This window comes from Paenibacillus sp. Z6-24 (assembly GCF_054161335.1).
The window spans coordinates 4,762,273-4,788,872 of sequence record NZ_CP096398.1 but is presented as its reverse complement, the minus strand read 5'-3'; the positions used below and the strand labels follow the sequence as shown (position 1 = coordinate 4,788,872).

The following is a 26,600-nucleotide window of genomic DNA, read 5'->3' as shown; positions in this document are numbered from 1 at the left end:
TACGGTGCGATTAGAATCCTACTGGCTATAAGGTAGAAAAAGATCTCTTACAATGAACGCTGCCTGGATGTTCCCTCACGGAATTCCTACTGCTGTTCACGCAGTATCGATTCCACGTAATCCAGCGTATCCTGCTCTGTATTAGGTCCCCATATCGTATGACGGGTCACTTCCGGTTGATCAATTATGGTTAATTATTACCCAGCTGCTGGAACTGGTTGAGCAGTCCGGTGATCTGGTCGATCGTCTGGAAAATAGGGGAGTTGTTCAGCGTCTCGGGAGTCAGCTTGCCGGCCTGGGCCTGATCGATCAGACCGTTCACTTCCGTGCTGAGTGTATCGGTGTAGCCGGACAGCTGCTGATGCAGTTCCTGTGCAAATCCGGGTACCTCCAGGTTCTGGAACTGGCTGATCTGGGATTGGGCATTTTGCAACTCCTGGATCAGCGTCTGGCGGGCATCCGGGTTGGTGATCGCTTGCTGGGCCAGATCGGGCAGCTGCTGGGACAGCTGGGAAGTATCATTAATATATGCGGTTACCTCGCTTACATAGTTCACGGACTGATTGACCTGATCCAGTGCCGAACAGCCGGACAGTAATCCGACGAGCAGCAGCATGGGCAAAATATATTTTTTCATGGGGAATGCACTCCTTTTCGGATGGTTACAGTATACTACTGTTAGGGAGAACCTATGGTTTCACAAAATCGTGCACCGCTATCCCGCCGGAAGCAAGCTGAACCGGCTGTATCGTATAGGTTACACATTTGAATGACAGCATATCGCTAAGCAATTAGCACGGAAAGGAAGACCGTATGGAACCTACAATAACAACAGAGCAGCAGATCGCACAGTGGATGGTCGACCAGATTCGCCAGCAGGGCATGTTAAAGCAGGAGGATGCCATTGCCCATGTACGCGCCGAATATGGGGAGCAGTACCTGTTCACCAGCGAGAGCGGCAATATTTCACTGGACAAGGAAATCAAAAAAGCATTCCGCAAATCCCACGGCGGCCGGGTTGCCTGGGATCGTGACGGATTTTTCTGGGCATGGACATAAGGGAGTCAGTTCTCCTTGTATCCGGAAATAAACAATAGCTGCCGGAACTGCGGCATCAGGTACAGCAAAAAGCGTCTGCATGAAGCAGGCGCTTTTTTATAATAAGCTTGAATGCAGTGAATGTATGAAATGCATCTTGCCCAGCAAGCAGGCTGCAGCCTTCCGGGAAATCGTTATGTCTAAATGTCTATTAATTGCGCAACAGCAGCGATTGACGGGATACTTCCGCAGACGGATCGGATTTGTCCATCATCAGCTGGTGCAGATCGTCCAGGTCCTGAATATGCAGCTGCTGTACACCGCTGCCTGCACCGCCATCCTGAGGAACGAGCCTGTGATCCAGATATACATACAGCGCCATGCTGCTGGCAATCAGAAAAGAAAGCAGTCCATAGATAAGTATTTGTCTCGGTTTCATGTTTACAGTCTCCACTTTGAAATATATTCCACAAATTGTATAGTATAATGAAAAGAAAGTTGGCCGATGGTTCTGACCATGATTGTGATGCGCAGTCTCTCTTCTATACACTATATAAGCCACACGGCAAGCAAACAATGAAATGAATCTGATGAAATTGTCACTGTCTCTGCGATCATCTGAAGGAAGAAATGCTTTGGCAAAATACCCGAAAGTGAGAGATTAACATGCCGGACATGATTAAATTGATTGTCGACACAGCCGGCCAGGAAGGCCATGGTTCGTTTGTTTATGTGGAAAGTCAAAAAGAAATAATGATCGGCAGGCATACCGGTACGACCCGGCTGGATCTGCCGCTATATAACCAGCTGGTATCCAAGCAGCACTGCCGGATTACCCGTCAGCACAATGAAGTATACATCGAAGATCTGGGCAGCAAGAACGGCACCGAGCTGAACGGCCAGCGCCTGCAGCCTTACCGGAAGTATCCTGTTGCGGACGGAGACCAGCTGACTCTGGTTAACGGTCTGGTCGGTCTGCGTCTGGAGCGCGGCGTCGACTTTGAAGAGACGCGTGAATACCGGATCAGCGATCTGCTGGAGCATGAGATCCGGCTGAATGATTATTTGCAAAATATTCAGGTGGGCGGCGACAGCATTACCCTGTCCAAAAAGGAGTATCAGCTGTTCAAGATGCTGTATAACTGCCTCGATCACTTTGTGACCCGGGAGCAGATTGTACGTGAAGTCTGGCCGGAGCGGTGCGTGGAAGATGCCGAGCTGGTGGGGGTGGACGAAGTGAACTCACTCATTTATCGGACGAATAAAAAGCTCGGTGAGCACTTTGTTATCAAGTCAGTATACAAAAAAGGGGTATATATGAAGAAGCAGTCCCAGAATGAAGAGATCGACACCGTATCTCCATCCTGATGCTGTAGGGTATATCTGTCACAAGGGGGATGCACATGTCGCTTATGTTTGCCTTTCTCAAAAAGTACCGGGTTGCCGCTGTGCTGGCGCTGCTCATGATGTTCATCGAGCTGGCGCTGGAACTGCTGCAGCCCTTTCTCATCTCCAAAATTATTGATGATGGTGTCAGCCAGAAGGATGCGTCTACGGTACTGCTGTGGGGCGGCATCCTGGTGGGAGGCACGATTATTGCTTTTATCGCCGGGATCTTCAGCTCCTTCTATGCCTCGTATGCGAGTCAGGGACTCGGTTATGATCTTCGGGAAGCGCTTTATAAAAAGGTACAGTCCTTCTCGTATGCGTTGTTCAGCCGGTTCTCTTCGTCGTCGCTGATCACCCGTCTGACCAATGATGTGACCATTTTGCAGGATATGCTGTTCATGGGTCTGCGCTTTATGCTGCGGATGCCGCTGCTGGTCGTCGGCAGCAGCGTGATGGCACTGATCGTCAATGTGAAGCTCGGTCTGCTGCTGGTGGTGGGTATCCCGGTGCTGCTATTGTTCGTTATCGCGGTAATGAAGCGGGCTGCCGTCAGATTCCAGCTCGTACAGCGGCGTCTGGACAAGGTCAACAATGTAATGCAGGAAAATCTGACCGGTATGCGGTTGATCCGTGTGTTCGTACGCAAACATCATGAGCGGAAGCGGTTTGAGCAGCATAGCGGTGAGCTGATGACCGATACGGTAGCTGCGCTGCGGCTGACGGAGACGACCATGCCGTTTATCCTGTTTATTATGAATGCCAGCATTATCGCGGTGCTGTGGTTTGGACATCGTGACATCATGTCCGGCAGTGCTTCGGTCGGTGAAGTGGTAGCAATTATCAATTACTCGATGCGTACGATGGGAGCATTATCCGCGTTCTCGATGATCGTGGCTTCCTTTTCCAGAGCGCGAGCGTCGGCAGAGCGGATGGAGGAAGTGATGAACGCATCGGAGAAAGAAGTGAGCAGCCGGCTAACAGCATCTTCCTCCGATGCATCGACTGCGGTCAGTCATAATAATCATAAAGATGCTGCATCAGGGCAGGATGTCAGCGTATTACAGCATAACGGAGCTGCAGCAACAGGACAGCAGGATAGAATCATCACTGAAAATAAAGATGCTGCTGCGCCCGGTCCCGCTCTTCATGTGAACGATTATCCAGTGCCAGAACAGCAGCGGGGGATTGTATTTAGTCAGGTCTCCTTTAAATATCCGGGTGTGGATACGCCAATTCTGACGGATATTTCCTTTACTGCGAGATCCGGACGCATGACTGCAATCATGGGGGCCACCGGTTCGGGCAAATCCTCGCTCGTACAGCTGATCCTGCGATTGTATGAAGCGAACAGTGGGCATATTTATTTGCAGGAACAAGATATTCGGGCAATGAGTGATGAGCAGCTGCGCGGCATGATCGGCTATGTACCGCAGGAGATTGTACTGTTCAGCGGCACGATTCGTGACAATATCGCCTGGGGCTCCGAGCATGCCAGCATGGAAGAGATTGAAGCGGCGGCGCGGATGGCCCAGATTCATGAGACGATCGCCAAGCTGCCGAATGGATATGATACGCTGCTTGGTCAGCGGGGCGTGAATCTGTCCGGCGGACAGAAGCAGCGTCTCTCTATCGCCAGAGCCCTGGTACGCCGCCCGCAGATTCTGCTGCTGGATGACAGTACGAGTGCGCTCGATGTACGCACGGAATCGATGCTGCTGGAGAGTATCAGCAGTCTGTCCTGCACGACCATTCTGATCACCCAGAAGATCAGCTCGACGATTCGGGCAGATAAAGTACTGCTGCTTGGTGACGGACAGCTGATTGCCCAGGGCAATCATGAACAGTTGCTGCAGGAGTCGGAGCTGTACCGCAAAATCTATGCATCCCAATTTGGAGAGGAGGAACCCGGCCGTGTGGAAAGCATTCACTGATCCTTTTCGTATCCCCAGACCACCGGCAGTGGCGGCCGAGGAGCCGGGGGATACTCCCCAGCGTACTCCCGCAGCAGGCAAAAAGCGGCGGGCCAAAGACTGGAAAGGCACGCTCGCACGCATCTGGAGCTATCTGTCCCATCGCCGGGCCAAGCTGTTTCTCGTGCTGTTCATGGTACTGCTGACTTCGGCATTAACCCTGCTTGGACCATATCTGGTCGGCATAGCGATTGATGATTTTCTGGAACAAAATGCAGGCAGGCAGTGGATCTGGTTCCTCGTCGGCTTGGCAGTTGTCTACCTTCTCAACTCGCTTACCTCCTGGCTCCAGAACGTATGGATGATCGAGATTGCCCAGGAGACGGTCTACCGGATGCGGTCGGATCTGTTCTCGCATTTGCACCGGCTGCCGATTCCGTTCTTCGGGAAAAGGCAGCAGGGGGAGCTGATGAGCCGGGTCACCAATGATATCGAGAATGTCAGCTCCACACTGAACAGCTCGGCGATCCAGATTTTCTCCAGTGTGCTGACGCTGATCGGGACGCTGGGAGTAATGCTGTGGCTGAGTCCACTTCTGACTCTGCTGACCTTTATCGTCGTGCCGCTGATGGCACTGGGGATGCGCTGGATTACCCGGCGCACCGGTCCGCTGTTCCGGGAACGGCAGCGCAATCTGGGGGAGCTGAACGGTTATATTGAGGAGACGCTGTCCGGGGAGAAGATTATCAAGGCATTTGCCCAGGAGCAGCGGGTCGTTAGCGAGTTTGGCGAGCGAAATGACAAGATACGATTCTCCGGATTCTGGGCGCAGACGATCTCGGGATTTATTCCCAAGCTGATGAACGGGCTTAATAATCTGAGCTTTGCCCTGATCGCAGGCGCAGGCGGACTGCTGGCGATTCGCGGCGCGATTACAGTTGGGGTGATCGTCATTTTCGTGGAATATGCCCGTCAATTCACCCGTCCGCTGAATGATCTGGCGAACCAGTGGAATACGCTGCTGTCTGCAATTGCCGGAGCCGAGCGGGTATTCGAGATTATGGATGAAGATGTGGAAGAAGCCGATGAGCAGCGGGCGGTTGAAGTGAAGCAGATCCGCGGAGAAGTGGAGTTCCGCGATGTGTCCTTTGGCTATGATGCCGGAGAAGGACGCAATACGCTGCAGCATATTTCATTTCGGGCAGAGCCGGGTGAGATGATCGCACTCGTCGGACCGACCGGGGCCGGCAAGACAACACTGATTCAGCTGATTTCGCGTTTTTACGATGCGGATGAAGGTATTATTACAGTCGATGGACAGGATATCAAGCAGCTGCGACGGGCGAGTCTGCGTGAACATATGGCCTTTGTGCTGCAGGATTCCTTTCTGTTCGAAGGCACGATTATGGATAATATCCGTTATGGACGGCTGGAAGCGACAGATCAAGAGGTGAAGCAGGCGGCGGTGATGGCCAATGCGGACAGCTTTATCCGTCGTCTGCCGGATGGCTACCAGCATCATCTGGGCCGTGATGGCGGCGGCATCAGTCAGGGACAGCGCCAGCTGCTGACGATTGCGCGCGCCATGCTCGCGGACCCGGCGATCCTGGTTCTTGATGAAGCCACGAGCAGTATCGATACCGTCACCGAGATCCGGATTCAGGAGGGGCTGCAGCGCCTGATGGAAGGCCGGACGAGCTTTGTCATTGCCCACCGCCTGAACACGATCCGTTCGGCCGACCAGATTCTTGTCCTGCGTGACGGACAGATTATGGAAAAGGGTTCCCACGAGCAGCTGTTGGAGCAGGGCGGATTCTACAGCGACCTGTTCCACAGCCAGCTGAAGGTCTCTTCCTGACCTGCTGAATTGAAGGACGCTGCATGCTCACGATTATGCCTGTAGCTGTAATGCTGTAATTGTAGTCGTTTGATCCATATAAATAAAAGAACGCCCTGTCATCGACAGAGCGTTCTTTTTGGTATGTTCTATATGTGTACGTTGCAGATCTTATTGCTATCGTGGCCAATTCTTAAGACTGCGGCGGCTGGTATCCTGCAGGCTGTACAGCCGATGCAGGAGAAGCCATAGGTTCACGTGCTGGTGGAGGATTCTGTCTCAGCCACTCGATCTGCTGGAGTACATCATGTTCCGCTCGCTGATTCCAGTCGCGTACCATACGCGGAATGAGGAACAGATCAATCACAATCCAGACAAACAAAGGAAAACCGGTTAGCAGTGTCAGACCAAGAAACAGCCCACTTGCATCGTTATTGAACTCTGCGGTAAAGACAAGGCCGAAATAAGCAGCCATGGCCAGTAAGAATAAAACGAGCTGGATAATTGCACTGACTGTGCGTCTCAGATAAAAACGGTGTACCCCCAGATGTCCGCCAATTAGCATCAGGTAGGATAATGCCAGAGATTTCTCTCTGGGCCGTAATTCCGAGTTGAGCAGCATCAGTTCCTGTGGTGATAGTTCGTATCTTGTCAGCATATCGGAATCAGTAGTTGTAACTTGGCGGTGCGATTGGCTTTTGAATTAGAATCTGATCGATGATATTGCTTTCTACATAAGCATTACGTTCTTTTACCCAGGTATGCAGCAAGAATGCATCCACAACCCACCATACGCCCGTTACGATCATACCTACACCTGTTAATGACAAAATCAACTGTGTTACCGCTGTTCCGATTTTACCCATGTAGAAACGGTGACCTCCAAAAATACCAAGGAAGTACCACAGTACATAGGCAACAACCATGTTTTTGCCGTACGTTTTTACTTCCGATTCGAGCAGCATCAGTTCGCGTGCGTCCAACTGACTTTTGCGCTGCATGTTATAACTCATTCCCATACCTAACCCCTCGATTTCTAAATGTAGTAGCGCCTTCCAATAACAATGATATTTTAACAACAATATGAAATATAATCTACCATCTTCTACGGGATGAGCTGGAATCAGGTTACAACCAATTTGTAAAAATCAACCTATATATATTTGTCTGACCGCTGAAACAGAGGCGTTATTCATTTATATGGACGTAAAAAAACCAGAATCCAAAAGCAATACTTCTGCGGATTCTGGCAGGTAGGTTCAGTATTGAGTTAATTCTCGATTACATATGTCTTCACAAACGAAGGTCTTGGGAAAATGGAAGGCTGCTGTACATCAATGCCTTCTTCGGTATTCCGTTTGCGATGGGCGTGACTGTAGGCCTGCGATTCCTGCCAGGCAGTAAAGTTCTCCTCTGCATCCCAGAGCGTCAAAATCACATACGTATCATCATCCAGCGGCCGCAGCACACGAATGCCGACAAAGCCCGGTTCGTCCTCCACTTTACGTGCCCGATTCATAAAGCGTGCTTCAAAAGCGGAACGTCCGTCAGCGGTCACCGGGATATTGTTGAGCACGGCATAACCGCCGCCAATAATGCCGCTGCTGTCGAGTATTTCATAGCGGAATGTATTTTCAGAAGGAATATCAACAGGCAGAATCTCGTCAATCTCCATTACATAGCGGGTCTCGCCATTATGGTGCATCTCCACCGCATTCGGCAGATGGGCAGCCTCAGGGAATTGATCATGAATATTGCGCGAGCTTAGATAAATGTACATCGAATCACCCTTCCACAGTTAATGACTGAATCCTGATAAAAACTTGATAATTCCAATGTAGCATAGATACCACCTGTACAGATCACTGTAAAACAAGTCTGTTATCTACATACCCGGCGATTATACAGGCTAACCGGACCACTGACTATTGAAATAAAACAAAGCGAGGTCATGCAGATGAAACCACTTTTTCAGCATACCGGCGATTATATGGTGCGAATCCCGTTAAGTGAAAGTTCTGCCAATAAAGGAACACTTTCTTTTGGAACGATAGAAGAGCAGGAAGAGCAGCTTCGGGGCTGGTGCCAGGACCCACTGTTCCGGGAACAAATCCTGATTGCCAGCAAGACGCTGTATCATACGATGGATACGTATTTGCAGTATCCCGATAAAATAACCGGCAAAAAGAAGCGCAACTTCATCAACGCCATGATGAAGTATGCTGGACGACGAACACATCGTACAACTCCGTTTGGCTTATTTACCGCTGTAGGAAAGGGAGTATTCAGCCAACATAATGAGTGGAGATACAATAGGGATTCCATTTATAAAAAGGCCAGAGTAGATCTGGAATGGTTATTTCAGCTGATCTACCGGCTGGAAGATGAGCACATGGAACAGCTGTCGATTAAGCTGAATCCTGCATGTTATATCAAAGGGGATCGAGCTTATCTGCTCTATAGCACAGATGGAGAGTCTGAAGAAATTCAGATTCGGGCTACGCCTGCTTTTCAGCTGATCTACAAATATTGCCAAGCCCCTGTTCATTTTATGCAGGTGATCCGGCTTCTGCTGGAGCATTATCCAGAGACAACAGAGCAGCGAATCCGGCAGTACATGAAGGTCATATTTCGCCAAGGCTTTTTAATATCCAATTTGAGACCGCCGTTGACTGATCCTGATCAATTTGCCTATGTCATCCGGCAGATGGAATTATGCCGGATTGAACCGCAAACCTGTGATCAATTGAAAAAGATTGAGCAGAAAATTCAAGAATACAATCGGATGACACCAGGAACAGGCGAAAAATCTTATCTTGAACTATTTAAGCTGATGGAATCTGTACATACGTCGGGTACACCTCTGCAGATAGATGCAGGGATCGCGGAGTCAAAATTAACTCTGAATGACCAAATTGCTGAGCATATGGTGGATCTTGCTTCCATGCTGACTTCGATCGCAGCTCCGGTAGAGGGACGGCGAGGCTATATGGAAGATTACCGAAACAAATTTATTGAGAAATATGGAGTGAATCGCGAAATTCCACTCATTGAAATGCTGGATACAAGCTCTGGGATCGGGGCGCCTTTCTCCTATACCCATCCAGCCAATGATTATTACGAGCCTGCACCAGCAGATGGATCCTGCTCAGCAGCATTAAAGAACTTTTTGCTGCTGAAATATGTAGGTGCTGTTCAAAACAATCATCCTATTCAATTGACCAAAAAGGAATTAGTAAAGTATATAGGTGAGCAGCCTGCCGCCGAACAGATTCCAGTATCACTGGAACTTAACTTTCTGCTGCGGTTGAAAAATGGTCAACCGTTAATCTACTTGGGGCCCAATGTAGGTTCAAGACATGCGGGTAAAACTTTTGGCCGATTCTCCCATTTATCCGATGAGATTAACGATATTCTATATCGCATTTATGAGCAGGAAATAAGAATACGCAATAATACCGGACAGCTATGTGAATTGAGTTTTGTTCCCAATCAGCTTCGTTCTGGTAACGTTACACGAAATCATAGTTTTCGGAATAAAGAGATGGCTTTGTTCACAAACAGTTCCCGGTGCAGCACCGACCAGGTGGCCATTGAGGATGTATGGATTGGAGTACATCAGGACCGCTTCTATGCAAGACATCGCCAGACCGGAGAAATTCTTATTTTCGGTGCAAATAATATGCTGAATCCCCTGATGTCCAGTAATGCAATTCGTTTTCTGCAGGAGATGGAAGAAAGCCGCCGTCGAAGCTGGAGCTACTTTCCCTGGACAGATGTGTATAAAGGATTCAAATACATTCCGGAAATCCAATATGAAGGCATTATTTTGTCAGGCCAACAATGGCAGATTGGTCTGGATGACTTTTTTCATTCAGAAGAGCTGATGTGGGAACCATTTCTGCATAAATTTGAAGCGTTCCGCGTGAAATATAATCTGCCAATATCCTTTTATATAGCTAATTCAGATCATCGACTAATGATAAATACAGAAGATGAACGCTCGCTGCGTATCCTGTTTGCCGAATTGAGAAAGGCAGGAGAAAATACACTGCAGCTGGTTGCACTGGAAGAGGGTCAGCCTGCAATAACCGACCAAAATGGGCAAACTTATGCAGCAGAAATTGTAGTTCCCTTGGTTCGTGTCGAAAACGAAGCCGAATGGCTGATAGATAAGCGTCATTACAGTGCAGATTTGGAACAGCAGCGTTTGAAGATGCCTTTTGATGACTGGCTGTACATCAAACTGTACGGCAAACAGTCCAGAGAGGAAGAACTCATTGCTTTGGAGTTTCCTGATTTTTGCAGCCAAATGGCGGAAAAATTTCAGTTGAGTCATTTCTACATGCGTTACATGGATCCTAAGCCGCATATTCGGCTACGGTTTCACGCTGATTCTTCTGCATTGTTGATTGCCATGCCGCATATATTGTACTGGTTGAAGGGATTAAGGAAGCAAGGATTAATCTCGGAATATATCATAGCCTCCTATGATCGTGAAGTGGAACGTTATGGAGGGATTGCTCCGATGGAAGCGGCAGAGCGGTTGTTTGGCGCAGATAGTGCAGCTGTAGAAGCTATCTTACGTGGAAAGCGTATGAAGCAGATCGAGCTGGATATGGAATTGATAGCAATGATATCTGTCATCCGTTTGCTGCAGCAGCTTGGATTGAATACAGAGCAGCAGCTGAAGTTGATGGAATATCAGAATATATCCAACAATGAATATCGACAGGAATTCAAGCAGCAATCCGAACAGTATATCCGGCTATGTGATTGCACCGATCATTGGGCCGGGCTGCGGGAGCAGCCGGAGGGCGAACTGTTGCTGCAACAATTGGAATTACGAAGTAAAGCAGCAGCTGAATATATGCAAACATTAAAACAACAGCCACAACTGACAGCGGAACCAGATGAGATTATAGGCAGTGTGGTTCATCTGCACTGTAACCGACTGCTGGGAACTAATCGTGAGTTGGAACATCGCATTATGACATTGGCCGCTCATACACTATATGCCCTGCATAGTCGAAGCAGGGAAGGGAGCCGGTTATGGAAGTAAAAGAAAAGTTTCGTCTACGTGATCTGGTTTGGACGCTGCGTCAGATGCCTCGTACTTTGCAGCTTGTATTTCGATTGGAAGGCAAGCTTTTTACAGTGATTACATTATTGAGTCTAATTGCAGGGGTAACACCGATTGCTACGATGTATATATCTCAGGAGCTGATCAACTCACTAGTTCATATCCAGGGAGGACTTCAATCGGTACTGATTCTGTTTGGAGTATATATTTTTGTGACGCTCGTCGCTGAAATGCTCTCGCTTATAGCCGATTTTTATAATACCCGTTTCCAGTTCAGTATGGGATACAAGCTCAATTATCTCATTATGGAGAAGAGTGGCAAGCTGGCATTGGAAGATTTTGAAAACCCGGAAGTGTACGACCGACTGGAAAGGATTACCCGTGAGATTTCCTACAAGCCTTTTCAGATCTTCCAGTCGTTCATCGGCATGATTACTGCAACGGTTACGCTGATATCGGCGATTGTATTTTTGATGACCTGGAACTGGATGATCTCGGTACTGCTGCTGATTGTTCCGATCCTTTCGCTGATTTACTTTTTAAGAATCGGACAGCAGGAATTTTTTATCCAATGGAAACGCACTGGCGAAGAGCGGCGTGCATGGTATCTGAATTATATTCTGACGCATGATTTTTCTTTTAAGGAAGTCAAGTTATACGGGTTGAAAGGATATATTTTGGAACACTATCTGAATATCAAAAAAAAATTTCTGGCTCAGGATACAGCTGTTCTGCGCCGGAAGACTACATTTAATCTAATGTATGAATTAGTAGTACAGATTGTGGGTGCAGCGGTTATTTTGCTGGCCATTATGTCCGCTTATACAGGCCGTATCATGGTAGGTAATGTGCTTAGCTGTATTCGGTCGGTCGGTATGGTGCAAAGCAATTCACAGACAATTATGAATCATATTTATTCCATTTATAATAGTAATCTATATATGAATCAGCTGTTTGAGTTCTTAGAGTACCGTGAAGAGAAAATACCTGTGGGAGCAATCACGGCAAACGAGCAGGGCCCGATTATATCAATCGATATCAAAGAAGTAAGCTTTATGTATCTAGGCAGCGACAGATACTCTCTGGAAGGAATAAGCCTTTCTTTCCGGGCAGGCGAACGTGTAGCTATTGTAGGTCCCAACGGTTCAGGTAAGAGTACGCTTATTAAATTGCTGGCAGGATTATATCGACTTCAGGACGGAGAGATTCTGATAAATGGCCGTTCATTGATGCAGATGCATCCGGAAGAATATAGCAGGCAGCTGGCTGTACTTTTTCAGGATTATATGAAGTATGAAATGACTCTTCAGGAGAATGTAGGATTCGGACAGGTTGATCAAATACAAGAAAAAGAAAAAATGACCCGGATTTTGGATCGGATGCAAGCTCAGTTCTTGAAAGAAGATAGCAGCTATAACCTGAATATGCAGCTTGGACTGTGGTTTGATGAAGGACGGCAGTTGTCCGGGGGCCAGTGGCAAAAACTGGCTTTGGCCAGAACATATTTCCGGGATGCTTCTGTGTATATTCTCGATGAGCCGAGTGCAGCTCTGGATCCCATTGCCGAGAAAGAAACATTTGATACCTTTTTCCGACTATCCAGGCAGAAAATCGGTATTTTTATTTCCCATAGACTTGTAGCTGCTCAGCAGGCACACCGCATTATTGTTATGGATAAGGGACGGATTGTAGGGGAAGGAATCCATGAAGACTTGTTGCAAAACTGCCCTGTATATCGACAGATGTATGAATCAGAAAATTATGAAATTGATACGGGAGGAGACATGGAATGGAAACAGGTACAGTGACCGGAACCGGCATGCCTATCGTAGATCGGATCAAACAAATTGCGCTTAACATGAGAGAATATGACAGACTCCTGCAGATCGTAACCGATCCGCATAATGACTTGCAACTCAATGGGGAACGAATACGTCCATGGTCTGCCACTACACTCAGTCATGGTATTCCGGGCCTCTGTATGCTTTATGCAGAACTGCATGTCCATTTTCCCGATGAAGGCTGGGATCATACAGGACATCAGTATTTATCCATTCTGGTAAAAGATATTGCCGAGAATGGTATTCGTACGCCTTCGCTGTTCTCGGGTGCAGCAGGGATAGGTATGGCAGCGGTATGTCTATCCCTGAACGGAGAACTGTATCGAAAATTTATTGATCGGATTAACGATTATTTATGGGCACATATACCGGACATGATAAAAAACTGCCAGCAGCGCAAAGCCCGCAGTGGAGATTACGACGTGATAGAAGGATTAAGTGGTATTGCCAGTTATCTGTTGTTGTTTCATAAGGAGGAGAAAATGCGTCCTCTGATCGATAAAGTATTAAATTATCTGATCGAACTTACCAGAGAGCAGGAATATCATGGAATTATGGTGCCGGGCTGGCATATTCCATCTGAATATCAGTTTACGGATCAGGAGAGCCAGAACTATCCGGAAGGAAACTTTAATCTTGGACTATCTCATGGTATCCCTGGGCCGCTAATTATACTATGTAAAGCCTGGCAACAAGGTATTCGCCAGCCCGGACAATTGGAAGCGATCAGAGAGATGGCTTCCTTCCTGATTTGTTTTTCCAGCCGAGATGAGCAAGACCGTTTGTTCTGGAAAGGTTGCATCAGTATGGAGGAATACAGACATGGAGCCGCTGGAAAAGAGAATAATTTTAGACGGGATGCCTGGTGTTATGGAAACCCTGGCGTATGTCTGGCACTCTTTTATGCGGGCGAGGTACTGGAAGTGCAAGAGTGGAAAAGCTTGGCACTGGATACATTCAGCCAGACACTCCAGCAGGTGCATCATATTTATTCACCTACTTTTTGTCACGGATATGCAGGTATTGCACAGATTGCCAGCCGCCTGCAGCAGCTTTCGGGTGAGAAACAATTTGAGAACGAGCTGCTCAAACTTCGTTCCATTATTATGGATTATGATCAAACAGAGTATGTATTTGGTTTTTGCAATCATGAGCATTTTGAAGGTCGAGGGCTGACGGCTGTCCAATATACAGGTTTGTTGGATGGGACAGTCGGAACGGCACTTACCTTACTACACTTGCTATTGGGAAGCCGCACGCCATGGCAACAAGCCTTTTTATTATAGGTTTTGCAGTTGATTTAATTAATAATCGACGAATTGTCAATCCAAATGCAACAGTTCGTTTTGAAACGATTCGTGTGTCGACTTCCAGCCTAAACAGTTGCGAGGCCGGTTGTTAATCACGTGAAGCGCGTGCTGAAGCTCCGCGTCGGACACTTTGGCAAAATCATGGCCTTTGGGAAAAACTCTCGAAGCCATCCGTTCGCATTCTTGTTGGAACCTCGCTGCCAGGAAGAATACGAATCGGCAAAGTAAACCTCCACACCATGGAGCTGCTTGAGCACGGCATGGCAGGCCAATTCTTTGCCCGGTCTACGGTTGCCGTTTGAATCGCCGCTTTTGGATATTGCGCAGCCAATACGCCGAAGGCGATCTCCATCGATATCGCTGTTCGGTTCGGCATCTTAATCGCCTGATAAAATCGAGTTTTCCGTTCAACAAAGCTTGCGACGCAAGCTTTACTTTTGCCACGACTGAAAACGACAGTATCCAGTTCCCAATGTCCGAACGTTTCTCGGCTGTGAATTTCTTTCGGACGCTGCTGAATCGAAGGGCCGAGCGTAGAACAGCCGCGCTTCTCTGGCGGTTTTCGGCGCTTGCCTTTGTGCCGAAGAACCTGGAGTTTCCCTTGGTTTAACCGGCTCGAGTAGAGCCAGTTGTAGAGCGTTTTAAAGGCTATCGTAGGAAATTCCTTGGCTTTACGGCTGCTTGTGATTTGTTCGGGGAATGGGTTCTCTTGAGGTCAGATTCGATCTCGCTCGCTAATTTCGGATTCCATTTGCCGTTTGGTTTCGAAGCCTCTCTTTGGTAAGCATAGGCCTGCTGAGCTTCTTGCGCGTCGTACCGCCCAGACGATCCATTACGTTTAAATTCTCGGCTGACAGTTCCCGCTGACCGGCCCAGCACCTGGCCAATCGCTCGGATTCCGGCTCCCTGACTATGCAAGAGTTCTAGTTTGCTGCGTTCGATAGTGTAGCTCATGATGGATTCTCCTTGTAGAAGGTGGTGTGGTAACTTCATTCTACACGAATCCGGCCATGAGCCTTTTATATTTCATTCGAGGTGTTGCACTTCATTTTACAATCCGTCAATCGATATTACTTGGAAAAAAAATAAATATAAACCATATCCTGATAAAATCCTGATAATTGCTTTATAGAATGAACTCATCAAGAAGAAAGGAGTGAATTCAATGGCAAAGTTCGATGATTTTGATCTGGATCTGATACAAACCCCTAAGCAATCGCAACAAATCGAACCTCAGTGGCAAAGTAAAAGTCTTTGTACACCAGGTTGTGTAACAGGCCTATTGCAGACATGTTTTATCCAGACTGCAACTTGTAACTGTCACATCAGTAAATAAACAAGCAGTATACATACTTATACTGCAAACAGACTGATACCAGCTTTGCTTACAGTCCATACAAGCGGGGGAACGATAGCAGACCTTAACCGGGAAGCGCCGTCCTCCGCTTGTTTTGTTACCCAATCAGAAATTGGATTCAAGTAGCAAAGATTAAAGGAGGAACAATTATGAAAATATCCTGGATTGTGCGAGGCTCCGCTTGTATAGTACTCGTTTTACTAACTACAGCCTGCCAAAATATACAACAATTCAAGGATAAGGTAGTTACGGAAACACAGAAAACAGCCCATTATACAGTCGAACCGGATCAGACGCCAGTGACGATGGAGCAGTTGATTGATAAAGGACAGACCGATCATTTTATTTTTAATGATCAAGTGTATCAAATGGATAGCGAGGTGACTGACAAACAGGTAGGAAAAGTTATAGGTGCAGTAGGCCAGCTGTATTACGTAGATCAATACGGAAAACGATGGACAGCGGAAGAGCTTAAAAACACGAAAATTTACCAAAATCCGCAGGAGATACGAGAGAAAAAGCCATTACATTATGATATGGTATTTCGTCCAAAATCAGAAAACGATAAAGAAGACTTTGTTATTATTCGTTTTAATCATAAATATTTCAAAGCTGTTCCTGTTAAAAAAACTAATACGCTTCTAAAGGATGGATAAATGATGAGTAATTATATATTGGAAACCCGACATCTGACGCGAAAATTCGATCGGGACATGGCGGTTCGGGATGTGTCCCTGACTGTAGCGCATAATAGTGTATACGGCCTGCTGGGGCCGAATGGTGCCGGTAAGTCAACTACACTCAAAATGCTGACCGGTCTGCTGGTTCCGACTTCCGGAGATATTCTGTTTGATGGACATCCATGGAGCCGTAAGGATCTTACACGGATTGGAGCGCTGATCGAATCCCCGCCTTTGTATGCGAATCTGACCGCTTATGAGAACCTAAAAGTACACAGCATCCTGCTCGGTCTTGAAGATGCACGTATTTATGAGGTGCTGAATATAGTAGATCTCAAAAATACCGGCCGTAAAAAGGCAGGACAGTTCTCCATGGGCATGAAGCAGAGACTCGGCATCGCGATTGCCCTGCTTAACCGTCCTCAGCTGCTGATTCTGGATGAGCCGACCAACGGTTTGGACCCAATCGGTATTCAGGAATTGAGAGAGCTTATACGCTCTTTTCCGCAGATTGGAATGACCGTCATGTTATCCAGTCATATCCTGTCCGAAGTAGAGCTGATTGCAGATCATATCGGCATCATCAGCGATGGGAAGCTCGGCTACCAGGGGCAGATTGATCGCGGTCAGGATCTGGAACAGCTATTTATGGATGTGGTACAGGCAGGTCGCATGAAAAAGGAGGCGGTATTATGATCCGGTACTTGCGCTCCGAGCACCTCAAGTTCAGACGGTCCTTCTCACGCAAATTGTTGTTTATTGTGCCGCTGCTTAATCTGCTCGTTTCTTTTTTGATGAATCCGATGTATACAGTGACCAATACATTCAACTGGTGGTCCATTTTCTTTATGCCATTGGCGGCGGCTTTGTTATGTGGATTATCCCACCAAAAGGAGCAGCGTGCAGTAAATTATAACCGGATCTTTTCCCTTCCCGTATCGTTGTCCCGTATCTGGTATGGCAAAGTGTTCGTGATAGCGATTTACCTGCTAGCTATGCTATTGATATTTGAAGTTATGCTGACTGTATTGCAGATGGTGTTGCCTGGAGGCGTCCAGCTATCCCATACACTGCTGGCGGTACTGCTGCTCTGGCTGGGCTCTTTATGGCAAATTCCGCTCTGTCTGTGGCTGGCGCGCAAATGGGGGCTGGTAACTGTGCTGATCATTAACGCAGTTGGCGGAATGGGATTGGGTACGTATGCTGCACCCCAAAGCTGGTGGTGGCTTAATCCATGGAGCTGGCCCATTCGTATGATGTGTCCTGCGATTGGAGTACATCCCAATGGAGTCCCTTTAGCTGTCGGTGATCCGTTATGGAATGTAGCAGTTATCTCTGTAGGAATGCTGCTGTCCGTCGCATTTTTCCTGATAATACTGGCAGGAACCGGATATGCGTTTGCCGGTCAGGTACGCACACGTTCTGCTCAACCGGAGGTGAGCTAGGATGGCTGCAATATGGCGCTGTCTGTATGCAGACTACTACAAAGCTAGACGTACACCGTTTCCATGGCTGCATATTGGCCTTCCATTCGTATGGACCCTGATCTACCTACTGTATATGCACGGCCGTTCGCCAGCTCTAATTACTCTGTATTCCGGCTATATGGAAATGCTGGGCGTGGTTCTGCCTCTTTTATCAGGTATGATCTGCGGTATGGTAGTGATGCAGGAAGAGCAGGCCGGACAGTTCCAGAATATACTGATTCGCAGCCGGATCAAGGAAACGGGCTATATGAGCAAACTGCTGTTTGTCTGGGGAAGCGGCAGTCTGGCGATTATACTGGCACCTCTGCTGCTGGGAATTGGAGCGACCCTGCTGCTACAGATCGATTCAATCCCGTACTCGACCTTTCTGTTGGGGGCCATATATTTATCAGTGAGCAGTGTTATACTATATATAATCCATTTATGGGTCAGTTTTATATTCGGCATGGGAGCATCCATTTTGCTTGGCGGTGCAGGTACACTGGTGGCTGCACTGATGATTACCAGCGTCGGGGATGCAATCTGGCACTATATTCCATGGGGTTGGGGAGTGCGCATGGCGGATAACACTGCTATTCTTCGGTTGGGCGTACTGACGGGCGAGATGAGAATGTATCTGCAGCAGGATATGCGGAGCGGCTGGTTATGGATTATTCCGTGTACCCTCCTGTTGCTTATCGGAAGTTTGCTCTGGTTCCGCCACTGGGAAGGCAGTAGACATGTGGAATAGGCACCGAATGGCTAACTAATTACAGCGCAGGAGGAACAACCATGTTCAAAATATTGGCGATAGATGATGATCGTGACATTCTGGCGCTCATTCGTAATATTTTGCAGCGCGATCAACACCTGGTAAGCGTGCAGGATCAGGCACATCAGCTGAAGACAGAGGACGTACAGGGATATGACCTAATCCTGCTCGATGTCATGATGCCGCAGCTGGACGGTTTTGAATTTTGTCGGCTGATTCGCAGTGTGGTCGATTGCCCGATTTTGTTCCTGACCGCCCGCTCGGAAGAGGAAGCGATTGTTGAAGGACTAATGACCGGGGCAGATGATTACCTGACCAAGCCATTCGGTGTAAAGGAGCTCAGCGCCCGAGTCAATGCTCATCTGCGCCGGGAACGGCGGGAAAAACACAATTCCCGGCAGCAGATTGGACGATTTCTTTTTGATTTTGATATGAAGCAGATCTGGATCGGAGATGAACTGCTTCATCTAACCAAAAACGAATATAAAATATGCGAGTATCTGGCACGTAACCGTAATCGTGTATTTACCAGGGAAGAAATTTATGACGAGGTATACGGAATGGATGGTCATGCGCTGTATTCCACGATTACCGAATTTATCCGCTCCATTCGTAAAAAGTGCAAGGAGCATGAGGTTATGCCAATTACTACAGTTTGGGGTGTAGGTTATCGGTGGCAATAAATATACATAAGAAAAAGACCACGCTGCGTCATGAACTGTTTAAGTATCTGATCTCATTGGGTATTAGTTTTGTTATCGTTTTTGGACTTTATCTGGCAACGACATTCATTGCGATCAAGGCCGGCTGGTTACTGCCTGCCAACTATAGCGAGCAGCTGATCCGGCAGGGGCGGAGTACGATTCAGACAGCTCAAACGATCAGTGAGAGTATGCTCCCGCCAGGCTCCAAGTATGTCATTCTGGATAAAAAGAGTCGTACGACTCTGTACGGCAATATGGATGACGTGGAGATCAGACTGGCAAGCCAGCTGATCAATGGACAATCTCCGGCTTATTATGGCCAAAAAGTATACACGTTGATTGAACGTGAGTATGATTACTGTATACTGCAATCCGATCTGCGTCCGCAGTTCAGTTCGCCCTATCTCCGGACGCATCTGCCTAATTATGAATTAACCGGTAATGTACTGCTGGTGGTAGCGATTATACTGGTTTCTTTTATTATCACAACGATTTTTGCCAACCGGTTTCGCAACAGTCTCAAAGCGCTAATACGGATTACTCACCATATTCAGAATCAGAATCTGGATTTTACAGAGAGACAGTCGGGAATCAAGGAATTTGACGATGTGGCCCAATCACTCATCGATATGAGGGAGGCCCTCAAGCAATCCCTAAAGAACCAGTGGAAAACGGAAAAAACCAAGCAGGAGCAAATTGCTGCGCTTGCTCATGATATAAAGATTCCAGTAACGATTATCAAAGGGAATGCCGAGCTGTTGTCTCTGTCCGAGCAGGATGAGGAGCAGCAGATGTATACAAGTTATATTCTTAGCGCAGGAGACAAAATTGAGCAGCATGTACGCATGCTGATTCTGATGTCCAAAACCGAAAGTATGCTAACCCTCAACAAAGAAGCGGTACCACTGGTACAATGGATGGAGGAAGTGCTTAGCGACACGAGAGCCTATGCAGGTTGCAAGGATATCCATATACAGCAGCAGATCGAATGTTCTGAAGTTACTGCATATCTGGATCCTCAGCTGCTGCACCGCGCACTGATGAATATTATCGCCAATGCCCTTGATCATACTCCCGAGGGAGCCAGTATGAATATCAATATTTATTGCCAATGCCGGCAACTGTCGATCACTATTACCGATCAAGGACCTGGCTTCACTGCCGAAGCACTCGAAAAGGCCACAGAATTATTTTACAGGGGGGACAAAAGCCGCTCTACCAGCGGCCATTACGGTATGGGATTAACATTTGCCGATTATGTAATTAAGTTGCATCAGGGTAAGCTTCAGCTGCAAAACGATTTAATCACCGGGGGAGGTAAAGTAGTGGTGAATCTACCCATAGAAGTAGATATCGACAGAAATGCAGAAGGATAGGCAGTTTCCGGAGAAACTGCTTTTTTTCGTATACAATTCCAAGAGGGGGAAGCTCGCGAATACTGTGGGCTTTTTTGGTGACCCGATTTTTACTGCCTATTTAATATTGTTATTTATAGAGAATGTTCTTTTATATGCTGTTGAATGTAATCCATTTCAAGCCAATTTATTAAATGTACAGACTGTTCCTGCAAAAAATGCGCATAAATTAGTCGGTTTATTCTTTTTTGGTTACACTGTAAATAGGATATAAAGTGGCAAATGTTCTGAAAGGATATTAAATTGACTGCAATACATTTTTGTATTCCAACGCGTGTCGAATAAGCTGAGATGCAAGTACTGAATGATATGCTATACTAAATAAACCCGTTAGAGCGCAAGATAATATCACTATGGAATCCAGTTATGAATGAAGCACTGAAGGAGGAAATCTATGAATTCCAGATATTTGGCGGGGATCTCGCTGGCGATCATGGCGGTTGGATTTATCATCACGCTGTTTTTGCCGGATACCCTGCTGGTCAAGATTATTCAGGGAGGCTTTGAGGCGGGACTCGTCGGGGGGATCGCAGACTGGTTCGCGGTTACCGCATTGTTTCGTCATCCGCTCGGTCTGCCTATTCCGCATACATCCTTACTGACCCGTAACCGGGACAAGATTATCCGTTCGCTGATCTCGGCGATGGAGAATGAGCTGTTGAACAAAGAAAGTATTGAAGCCAAGCTTCGTCATTTCAAATTGTTCCCTTTTGCCGTCTCTGCAATCACACGCCAACTGGGTAAAAAAACGATCCGGCGTGAGCTGATCGATCTGGTCATTCCGCCGATCAGCCGTATTCCGCTGGAACCGGTATCCCGGTTTATTGCTACGGGCCTGGCCGATTATGCCCAGAAAGCAGATCTGCAGGCTGCAGGCAACAAAGTACTTACCTATGCGCTGAATGAGCGATACGATGAGAAAGCGTTGGATCATATCCTGAATCAGGTACATGAATGGGCGCTGCGTCCGGCGAGCCGTGACAAGCTGGGCGAGATCGCCAGCGAACAGCTCGAGAACATTAATCTGGGCGGACTGAAAGGTTTTGCTTTCCAGGCGTTTGCCGGCATGATGAATGCCGAGAGCCTGGGCGGAATTCTGCAAAATATTTTGCTGTCTACCGTCAGCAATCTGCAGCAGGAAGACAGCGAATACCGTGAATCTATTTTGCGCGAAGTGCGTGTGCAGATGTTCCAGGTGGTGGATGAAGAGAACAACTGGGAACGCATCAAGGATTGGACGCGGGCTACACTTGAAGGCGATGCAGCCAACGTATTCATGATGGAACGTCTGGAAGAGCTGCGCGGCATGATCGTCGGCATGCTGGAGCGGGAACGCGACAGCGGTGGACGCCATCTGTTCATCATGTACCGTTCGATTATCCGTGACCTGAGCAAGGATCAGGAGAAGATCAATGCCTGGGAAGAACGTCTGCTGCAGGGAATTATCAGTGTCGTTGGACGTAACCATTACCGTCTCGGCCAGCTGGTCAAAGAAAATCTCGATCAGATGGACAACGATACACTGGTGCATATGCTGGAAGAGAAAGTCGGCAACGATCTGCAGTGGATTCGCGTCAATGGCGCGATCTGTGGATTTATCGTCGGTCTGATTCTGACCATTGTGCAGCTGCTGGTGGCATAACGGCAGGTTTTGTACTCATTTAAATTTCAAGCATCGACGACTATTTGTATTTGCTTATACCAAAAGGCACTCCATTTCGATCATGGAGTACCTTTTTTTGTGCTGTTCATTTATAACATCAAAAGGGATCTTGTCTCACTTGTTCACAAATAAAGCTGTTTACAAATACAGTGCTGCTTCGCAGCTGTCCGGCCTCGCGTCAGTGTGTATTGTCGCTTCACTTCGACGATTTTTTTTGGGAAAACAGCAGCGCTTCGTAAGGCTGCAGCTGAACCTGCTTGCCGGACAGAATAGCTGCTGGGTCGGCGCCCCGGTCCGGATGGGTGTGCAGCATCAGTTCAGCATCGGCCAGCGAACCGGCATCCGGCAGCTGGAAGTCGGCCGGGGAAGTGGAGAAGTTCAGCACGATCAGCCAGCGATCTTCCTTGCCTGCACGAGTATAGGCGTAGATCTGCTCATCCTCGGGCAGAATGTCTTCATAATTGCCATACACCAGCGTCTTGTGCTGCTTGCGGATACGGATGATCTCCCGGTAAAAATTCAGGATGGAATCCGGATCATCCTGCTGCTGCCGGACATTGATCTCCCGCGTATTCGGATTAACCGGCATCCAGGGTTCGCCGGTAGAGAAGCCGCCATTTGGTCCATCTTCCCATTGCAGTGGGGTGCGGGCATGGTCTCTGGACTTGGTGTAGATGCGCTGCATGATCTCCTGCTCGTCGTCACCATGCTCCTCGACCCTTTGCCGGTAATAGATTTTGGCCTGCTGCTCGGTAAAGTCGTCGATCGTCCGCAGATGCTGCGCATTGGTCATGCCAATCTCGTCGCCCTGGTAAATGTAGGGCGTGCCCTGCATAGTCATGAGGAACATGGCCAGCAGTTTGGCCGATTCCTTGTGATACCTATCGGCATCGCCCAGATAAGAGACGAGCCGGGCGTGGTCATGGCTGCTCAGATAGACGCCGATCCATCCTTTTCCATACAGATTGCGGTTCCAGTCGCCCATGATTTTTTTGAGATCCTGCAGCGTCCATGGCTGGTACTGCCACAGATCATTGGTGACGGTATCGATTTTGGAAGCTTCCATCATCAATACCATATCCAGCTCCTGACGATCCGGGTGTGTGTATAGCGCAGCTTCGTCGGTACCGATCCCCGAAGGCTCACCGGCTGTGAAGATGGAATAATGGGCAAATACATCCTCATACAGCTCATGCAAATACTCATGCACCCGCGGCCCTTCCTTGAAGTACTGCTCGGCGTTGGCCTGCCGCCGCTCGGTATCATCCGTATTCGGGAAACGGGTATCCTTGGAGATACTGTTCACCGCATCGATCCGGTAGCCGTCAATGCCGAGTTTTAGCCAGTAATGCATAATATCTTTCATCTCCTGGCGTACTCTGGGGTTCTCCCAGTTCAGATCCGGTTCTTTCTTGTGATAGGAATGCAGGTAGTACTGCTTGGTGGTCTCATCGTATTCCCACATCGATTCACCCAGATAGGAGATCCAGTTGCTCGGCGGACCGCCATCCGGCGCCGGATCGCGCCAGAAGTAGTAATCCCGGTATGGATTATCTACCGAGGAGCGGGATTCGAGGAACCAGGGATGTTCATCCGAAGTATGATTGATAATCATATCCATAATCATTTTCATATCCCGCTCGTGGACCTCGTGAATGAGCTGCTTCAGGTCGTCCAGTGTGCCAAAGACCGGATCAATGCTGTAAAAATCCTTGATGTCATAACTGTAATCCGCATTGGGAGAAGGGTGAACCGGCGAGATCCATACCACATCAACCCCCAGCTCCTTGAGGTAATCCAGTCTGGAGATGACGCCCGGGATATCACCAATGCCGTCTCCATTGCTGTCCTGAAAGCTGCGAAGGTATACTTCGTACACGATACTCTCTTTCCAGTATTCCGGATTAATCACTGTGTTCATACGAGTTCTCCTATTCATCAGAAGTAATAAGATCTTGTTAGGCAAGGCAAGTACTTATTAATACATAACCGGGCTCGTACCGGATTATACAGGGATTCAGGAAAATAATGGATTGAATACCAGGTTAAAATCACTGTGGCTCGGCAACATACTGATAGCTTCCCCGTCAGAACTGCAGTGCGTATTGAACACAGCAAAGAACCTGCCATTGCCGGAGCAAGCAGGTTCTATACATATGATTTTTGGTACATTTTCTGCAAAGACATGGCTGTGGTTTCCCCGATTCCGATTAGTTATCCAAAATGGACAACCCACGGAATACGAGCGACTCATACGGATGGAGGGTAACCGTACGGTGGGCTCTCGCATCCTCGGCAGCCTGCCGGGAATGGTCGCCATGTGTGCTGATGATCAGCTCGGCATTCTCCAGTCTGCCGGATAGCTGCTCGGTAAGCTCCAGCTTCGCCTCCGAACGGGAGAAGTTCAGGATGATCATCCAGTGCTCATCATTCCATTCCCGGGTATAGGCAAAGATCTGCTTGTGATCGGAAATGATACATTCGTACTTACCGTACATCAGCGCAGAGCTTTCCTTGCGAATATGAATCAGCTTGCGGTACAGATGGAAGATGGAGTCGGGATTATCCTGCTCTGCCTTCACATTGATCTCTGATGCATTGGAGTTCACCGGTATCCACGGCTGATGAGCGGAGAAGCCGGCATATTCGCTGTCATCCCACTGCATCGGCGTCCGGGCGTTGTCACGGGCTTTGGCACGGATTCGCTTCATAATTACTTCAGGATCTTCGTCGTACTGTTCCACCATTTTCTTGTAATACATCCGGGCCTGCTGTTCGGTCACGTCCTCGATACTGTGCAGATGCTCCGCATTGGTCATGCCAATTTCGTCCCCCTGGTAGATGTGCGGGGTACCGCGCAGAGTCAGCAGGAAAATACCCAGCATTTTGGCGGATTCCTCACGGTATTCCCCTTCGTCGCCCAGATAGGAGACCAGACGTGGGTGATCATGGTTGCTCAGATAGATGCCCATCCAGCCTTCACCGTACAGATCCTTTTGCCATTTGGCGATGATTTCCTTGAGCTCATGCAGCTCCCATGGTTTGCTTTTCCACATATCCTGCGGATCATCGCATATTTTGGACGCTTCAATCATTAGGATAATATTCAGTTCCTCCCGGGCGGGGTTGGTATAGGCTTTGACATCATCAAGGGTAACGTCGGATGCTTCGCCGGTCGTGAAGATGTCGTAATGCGAGAATACTTCTTTATACATCTCATGCAGGTACTCATGAATATGAGGACCGTTTTTATAAAATTCCGAAGAATTGGCCTGCATCTTGCCGATATCTGTAGCGTCAGGGAAGCTGGTATCCTTGGAAATGGCATTGACCGCATCGATCCGATATCCATCAATGCCCAGATCGAGCCAGTAGCGCATCGCCTTGTGCATCTCCTGCCGAACCTTGGGGTTATCCCAGTTCAGATCCGGCTGCTTGACCCCGTAGGAATGCAGATAATACTGACCGGTCTGCTCATCCAGCTGCCACATGGAATCTCCGAGAAAGGAAGTCCAGTTATTCGGCGGCCCACCATCAGGTGCCGGATCACGCCAGAAATAATAATCCCGGTACGGATTGTCCCGGGAAGAACGGGATTCCTGGAACCAGGGATGATCGTCCGAGGTATGGTTAATGACCAGATCCATGATCAGTCTCATATCCCGCTGATGCACCTCATGCAGCAGCTGCTTCCAGTCGTCCAGCGTACCGTATTCCGGGTTGATATCATAATAGTCCGTAATATCATAACCATAATCCGCATTGCTGGTCGGGTAGACCGGAGTCAGCCAGAGAATATCAATGCCTAGATCGTGCAGATAATCCAGCCGGGAAATGATGCCCTGAATATCGCCGATACCATCACCACTGCTATCCATAAAGCTGCGCGGATAAATTTCGTAAATTACACTTTCTTTCCAGAATTCCGGTTTCATAATTTTCTTCATAGCAGTTCTCCTGTTCCAGCGCAAGAATGATTTCTATATTTATAAAAAGGCTCAATCTCGATTGTGCGATATAGGATTGTAGACAACGTCTATAATACATACCCGCATAGTGCTTACAGAAATCCGGCTACTGGGAAAAGATAAGTGAAAAAACGTGCACCACCCAGGTCAATCACTTGCTGTCTGTT

The 26,600-nt window shown here is 48.0% G+C and carries 22 protein-coding genes and 1 pseudogene; 15 read left to right on the top strand and 8 right to left on the bottom strand.

What is annotated here, in order from left to right; genetic code table 11:
• Positions 1-190 precede the first annotated feature (190 nt).
• On the bottom strand, positions 191-637 hold the full coding sequence (locus M1D61_RS20710) for a DUF6376 family protein (RefSeq protein WP_046213836.1): 447 nt from the start codon (positions 635-637) through the stop codon (positions 191-193).
• A gap of 176 nt (positions 638-813) precedes the next feature.
• On the opposite strand from M1D61_RS20710, the gene M1D61_RS20705 reads away from it, so the two are divergent.
• Positions 814-1,059 carry a DUF6953 family protein gene (locus tag M1D61_RS20705; protein WP_458120439.1) on the top strand — a complete coding sequence of 82 codons (246 nt, stop codon included), beginning with the start codon at positions 814-816 and terminating at the stop codon, positions 1,057-1,059.
• Positions 1,060-1,249: 190 nt separating this feature from the next.
• Here the strand turns inward: M1D61_RS20705 and M1D61_RS20700 are convergent, their stop codons facing one another.
• On the bottom strand, positions 1,250-1,477 hold the full coding sequence (locus M1D61_RS20700) for a hypothetical protein (protein WP_458120438.1): 228 nt from the start codon (positions 1,475-1,477) through the stop codon (positions 1,250-1,252).
• Positions 1,478-1,704: 227 nt separating this feature from the next.
• Here M1D61_RS20700 and M1D61_RS20695 point away from each other — a divergent pair, with 227 nt between their 5' ends.
• The 3 genes from M1D61_RS20695 to M1D61_RS20685 are packed head-to-tail and all read left to right on the top strand — an operon-like array spanning position 1,705 to position 6,195.
• Positions 1,705-2,406, top strand: coding sequence for an FHA domain-containing protein (locus tag M1D61_RS20695; RefSeq protein ID WP_458120437.1), 702 nt, complete (start codon positions 1,705-1,707; stop codon positions 2,404-2,406).
• 35 nt (positions 2,407-2,441) lie between these two features.
• Positions 2,442-4,358, top strand: coding sequence for an ABC transporter ATP-binding protein (locus tag M1D61_RS20690; RefSeq protein WP_458120436.1), 1,917 nt, complete (start codon positions 2,442-2,444; stop codon positions 4,356-4,358).
• 28 nt (positions 4,359-4,386) lie between these two features.
• Positions 4,387-6,195: an ABC transporter ATP-binding protein gene (locus tag M1D61_RS20685; protein WP_458122576.1), complete on the top strand. Its 1,809-nt coding sequence runs from the start codon at positions 4,387-4,389 to the stop codon at positions 6,193-6,195.
• Positions 6,196-6,367: 172 nt separating this feature from the next.
• On the opposite strand, the gene M1D61_RS20680 is transcribed toward M1D61_RS20685, so the two are convergent.
• The 3 genes from M1D61_RS20680 to M1D61_RS20670 all read right to left on the bottom strand — a co-directional run bounded on the left by M1D61_RS20680 (position 6,368) and on the right by M1D61_RS20670 (position 7,954).
• A complete protein-coding gene (locus M1D61_RS20680) occupies positions 6,368-6,832 on the bottom strand; it encodes a TM2 domain-containing protein (protein WP_458120435.1) in 465 nt (154 codons plus the stop codon).
• 7 nt (positions 6,833-6,839) lie between these two features.
• Positions 6,840-7,187 carry a TM2 domain-containing protein gene (locus M1D61_RS20675; RefSeq protein WP_458120434.1) on the bottom strand — a complete coding sequence of 116 codons (348 nt, stop codon included), beginning with the start codon at positions 7,185-7,187 and terminating at the stop codon, positions 6,840-6,842.
• 257 nt (positions 7,188-7,444) lie between these two features.
• Positions 7,445-7,954: an antibiotic biosynthesis monooxygenase family protein gene (locus tag M1D61_RS20670; protein WP_052723674.1), complete on the bottom strand. Its 510-nt coding sequence runs from the start codon at positions 7,952-7,954 to the stop codon at positions 7,445-7,447.
• A gap of 171 nt (positions 7,955-8,125) precedes the next feature.
• On the opposite strand from M1D61_RS20670, the gene M1D61_RS20665 reads away from it, so the two are divergent.
• The 3 genes from M1D61_RS20665 to M1D61_RS20655 are packed head-to-tail and all read left to right on the top strand — an operon-like array spanning position 8,126 to position 14,384.
• Entirely contained in the window at positions 8,126-11,236 is a 3,111-nt protein-coding gene (locus M1D61_RS20665) for a lantibiotic dehydratase (protein WP_458120433.1), read from the top strand.
• The gene (locus M1D61_RS20660; RefSeq protein WP_458120432.1) at positions 11,227-13,065 is read left to right on the top strand and encodes an ABC transporter ATP-binding protein; all 1,839 of its coding nucleotides are present in this window, start codon (positions 11,227-11,229) and stop codon (positions 13,063-13,065) included. The genes M1D61_RS20665 and M1D61_RS20660 overlap by 10 nt, the downstream gene beginning before the upstream one ends.
• Positions 13,047-14,384 carry a lanthionine synthetase C family protein gene (locus M1D61_RS20655; protein WP_458120431.1) on the top strand — a complete coding sequence of 446 codons (1,338 nt, stop codon included), beginning with the start codon at positions 13,047-13,049 and terminating at the stop codon, positions 14,382-14,384. The genes M1D61_RS20660 and M1D61_RS20655 overlap by 19 nt, the downstream gene beginning before the upstream one ends.
• A 36-nt stretch (positions 14,385-14,420) precedes the next feature.
• Here M1D61_RS20655 and M1D61_RS20650 read toward each other — a convergent pair.
• A pseudogene (locus M1D61_RS20650) lies at positions 14,421-15,362 on the bottom strand (IS30 family transposase).
• 211 nt (positions 15,363-15,573) lie between these two features.
• Between M1D61_RS20650 and M1D61_RS20645 the strand changes: the two are divergent.
• The 8 genes from M1D61_RS20645 (at position 15,574) to M1D61_RS20610 (ending at position 22,444) form a co-directional block, all read left to right on the top strand.
• Entirely contained in the window at positions 15,574-15,744 is a 171-nt protein-coding gene (locus M1D61_RS20645) for a gallidermin/nisin family lantibiotic (RefSeq protein ID WP_458120430.1), read from the top strand.
• A 170-nt stretch (positions 15,745-15,914) separates the two neighbouring features.
• Positions 15,915-16,421 (top strand): NisI/SpaI family lantibiotic immunity lipoprotein, encoded by a 507-nt coding sequence (locus M1D61_RS20640; RefSeq protein WP_458120429.1) that lies wholly within the window; start codon positions 15,915-15,917, stop codon positions 16,419-16,421.
• A gap of 3 nt (positions 16,422-16,424) precedes the next feature.
• Entirely contained in the window at positions 16,425-17,141 is a 717-nt protein-coding gene (locus M1D61_RS20635) for a lantibiotic protection ABC transporter ATP-binding protein (protein ID WP_458122575.1), read from the top strand.
• Positions 17,138-17,890 carry a lantibiotic immunity ABC transporter MutE/EpiE family permease subunit gene (locus M1D61_RS20630; protein ID WP_458120428.1) on the top strand — a complete coding sequence of 251 codons (753 nt, stop codon included), beginning with the start codon at positions 17,138-17,140 and terminating at the stop codon, positions 17,888-17,890. The genes M1D61_RS20635 and M1D61_RS20630 overlap by 4 nt, the downstream gene beginning before the upstream one ends.
• Position 17,891: 1 nt before the next feature.
• On the top strand, positions 17,892-18,662 hold the full coding sequence (locus M1D61_RS20625) for a lantibiotic immunity ABC transporter MutG family permease subunit (RefSeq protein WP_458120427.1): 771 nt from the start codon (positions 17,892-17,894) through the stop codon (positions 18,660-18,662).
• Positions 18,663-18,703: 41 nt separating this feature from the next.
• Entirely contained in the window at positions 18,704-19,366 is a 663-nt protein-coding gene (locus M1D61_RS20620; protein ID WP_458120426.1) for a response regulator transcription factor, read from the top strand.
• Positions 19,357-20,763, top strand: coding sequence for a sensor histidine kinase (locus M1D61_RS20615; RefSeq protein ID WP_458120425.1), 1,407 nt, complete (start codon positions 19,357-19,359; stop codon positions 20,761-20,763). Before M1D61_RS20620 ends, M1D61_RS20615 begins: the two co-directional genes overlap by 10 nt.
• Before the next feature lie 433 nt (positions 20,764-21,196).
• Positions 21,197-22,444 (top strand): DUF445 domain-containing protein, encoded by a 1,248-nt coding sequence (locus M1D61_RS20610; RefSeq protein ID WP_458120424.1) that lies wholly within the window; start codon positions 21,197-21,199, stop codon positions 22,442-22,444.
• Positions 22,445-22,661: 217 nt separating this feature from the next.
• Here the strand turns inward: M1D61_RS20610 and M1D61_RS20605 are convergent, their stop codons facing one another.
• Entirely contained in the window at positions 22,662-24,386 is a 1,725-nt protein-coding gene (locus tag M1D61_RS20605; RefSeq protein WP_458120423.1) for a glycoside hydrolase family 13 protein, read from the bottom strand.
• Between the two features lie 289 nt (positions 24,387-24,675).
• Positions 24,676-26,412: a glycoside hydrolase family 13 protein gene (locus M1D61_RS20600; protein ID WP_458120422.1), complete on the bottom strand. Its 1,737-nt coding sequence runs from the start codon at positions 26,410-26,412 to the stop codon at positions 24,676-24,678.
• Positions 26,413-26,600: the final 188 nt, after the last annotated feature.

What these genes read in the sequence shown, in the direction of transcription:
- M1D61_RS20675 (WP_458120434.1), bottom strand. Translation starts at nt 7,187, where the DNA reads ATGAGTTATAACATGCAGCGCAAAAGTCAGTTGGACGCACGCGAACTG.
- M1D61_RS20680 (WP_458120435.1), bottom strand. Translation starts at nt 6,832, where the DNA reads ATGCTGACAAGATACGAACTATCACCACAGGAACTGATGCTGCTCAAC.
- M1D61_RS20645 (WP_458120430.1), top strand. Translation starts at nt 15,574, where the DNA reads ATGGCAAAGTTCGATGATTTTGATCTGGATCTGATACAAACCCCTAAG.
- M1D61_RS20690 (WP_458120436.1), top strand. Translation starts at nt 2,442, where the DNA reads ATGTCGCTTATGTTTGCCTTTCTCAAAAAGTACCGGGTTGCCGCTGTG.
- M1D61_RS20710 (WP_046213836.1), bottom strand. Translation starts at nt 637, where the DNA reads ATGAAAAAATATATTTTGCCCATGCTGCTGCTCGTCGGATTACTGTCC.
- M1D61_RS20700 (WP_458120438.1), bottom strand. Translation starts at nt 1,477, where the DNA reads ATGAAACCGAGACAAATACTTATCTATGGACTGCTTTCTTTTCTGATT.
- M1D61_RS20660 (WP_458120432.1), top strand. Translation starts at nt 11,227, where the DNA reads ATGGAAGTAAAAGAAAAGTTTCGTCTACGTGATCTGGTTTGGACGCTG.
- M1D61_RS20655 (WP_458120431.1), top strand. Translation starts at nt 13,047, where the DNA reads ATGGAAACAGGTACAGTGACCGGAACCGGCATGCCTATCGTAGATCGG.
- M1D61_RS20705 (WP_458120439.1), top strand. Translation starts at nt 814, where the DNA reads ATGGAACCTACAATAACAACAGAGCAGCAGATCGCACAGTGGATGGTC.
- M1D61_RS20665 (WP_458120433.1), top strand. Translation starts at nt 8,126, where the DNA reads ATGCAGATGAAACCACTTTTTCAGCATACCGGCGATTATATGGTGCGA.
- M1D61_RS20620 (WP_458120426.1), top strand. Translation starts at nt 18,704, where the DNA reads ATGTTCAAAATATTGGCGATAGATGATGATCGTGACATTCTGGCGCTC.
- M1D61_RS20630 (WP_458120428.1), top strand. Translation starts at nt 17,138, where the DNA reads ATGATCCGGTACTTGCGCTCCGAGCACCTCAAGTTCAGACGGTCCTTC.
- M1D61_RS20670 (WP_052723674.1), bottom strand. Translation starts at nt 7,954, where the DNA reads ATGTACATTTATCTAAGCTCGCGCAATATTCATGATCAATTCCCTGAG.
- M1D61_RS20635 (WP_458122575.1), top strand. Translation starts at nt 16,425, where the DNA reads ATGAGTAATTATATATTGGAAACCCGACATCTGACGCGAAAATTCGAT.
- M1D61_RS20605 (WP_458120423.1), bottom strand. Translation starts at nt 24,386, where the DNA reads ATGAACACAGTGATTAATCCGGAATACTGGAAAGAGAGTATCGTGTAC.
- M1D61_RS20600 (WP_458120422.1), bottom strand. Translation starts at nt 26,412, where the DNA reads ATGAAGAAAATTATGAAACCGGAATTCTGGAAAGAAAGTGTAATTTAC.
- M1D61_RS20695 (WP_458120437.1), top strand. Translation starts at nt 1,705, where the DNA reads ATGCCGGACATGATTAAATTGATTGTCGACACAGCCGGCCAGGAAGGC.
- M1D61_RS20625 (WP_458120427.1), top strand. Translation starts at nt 17,892, where the DNA reads ATGGCTGCAATATGGCGCTGTCTGTATGCAGACTACTACAAAGCTAGA.
- M1D61_RS20640 (WP_458120429.1), top strand. Translation starts at nt 15,915, where the DNA reads ATGAAAATATCCTGGATTGTGCGAGGCTCCGCTTGTATAGTACTCGTT.
- M1D61_RS20610 (WP_458120424.1), top strand. Translation starts at nt 21,197, where the DNA reads ATGAATTCCAGATATTTGGCGGGGATCTCGCTGGCGATCATGGCGGTT.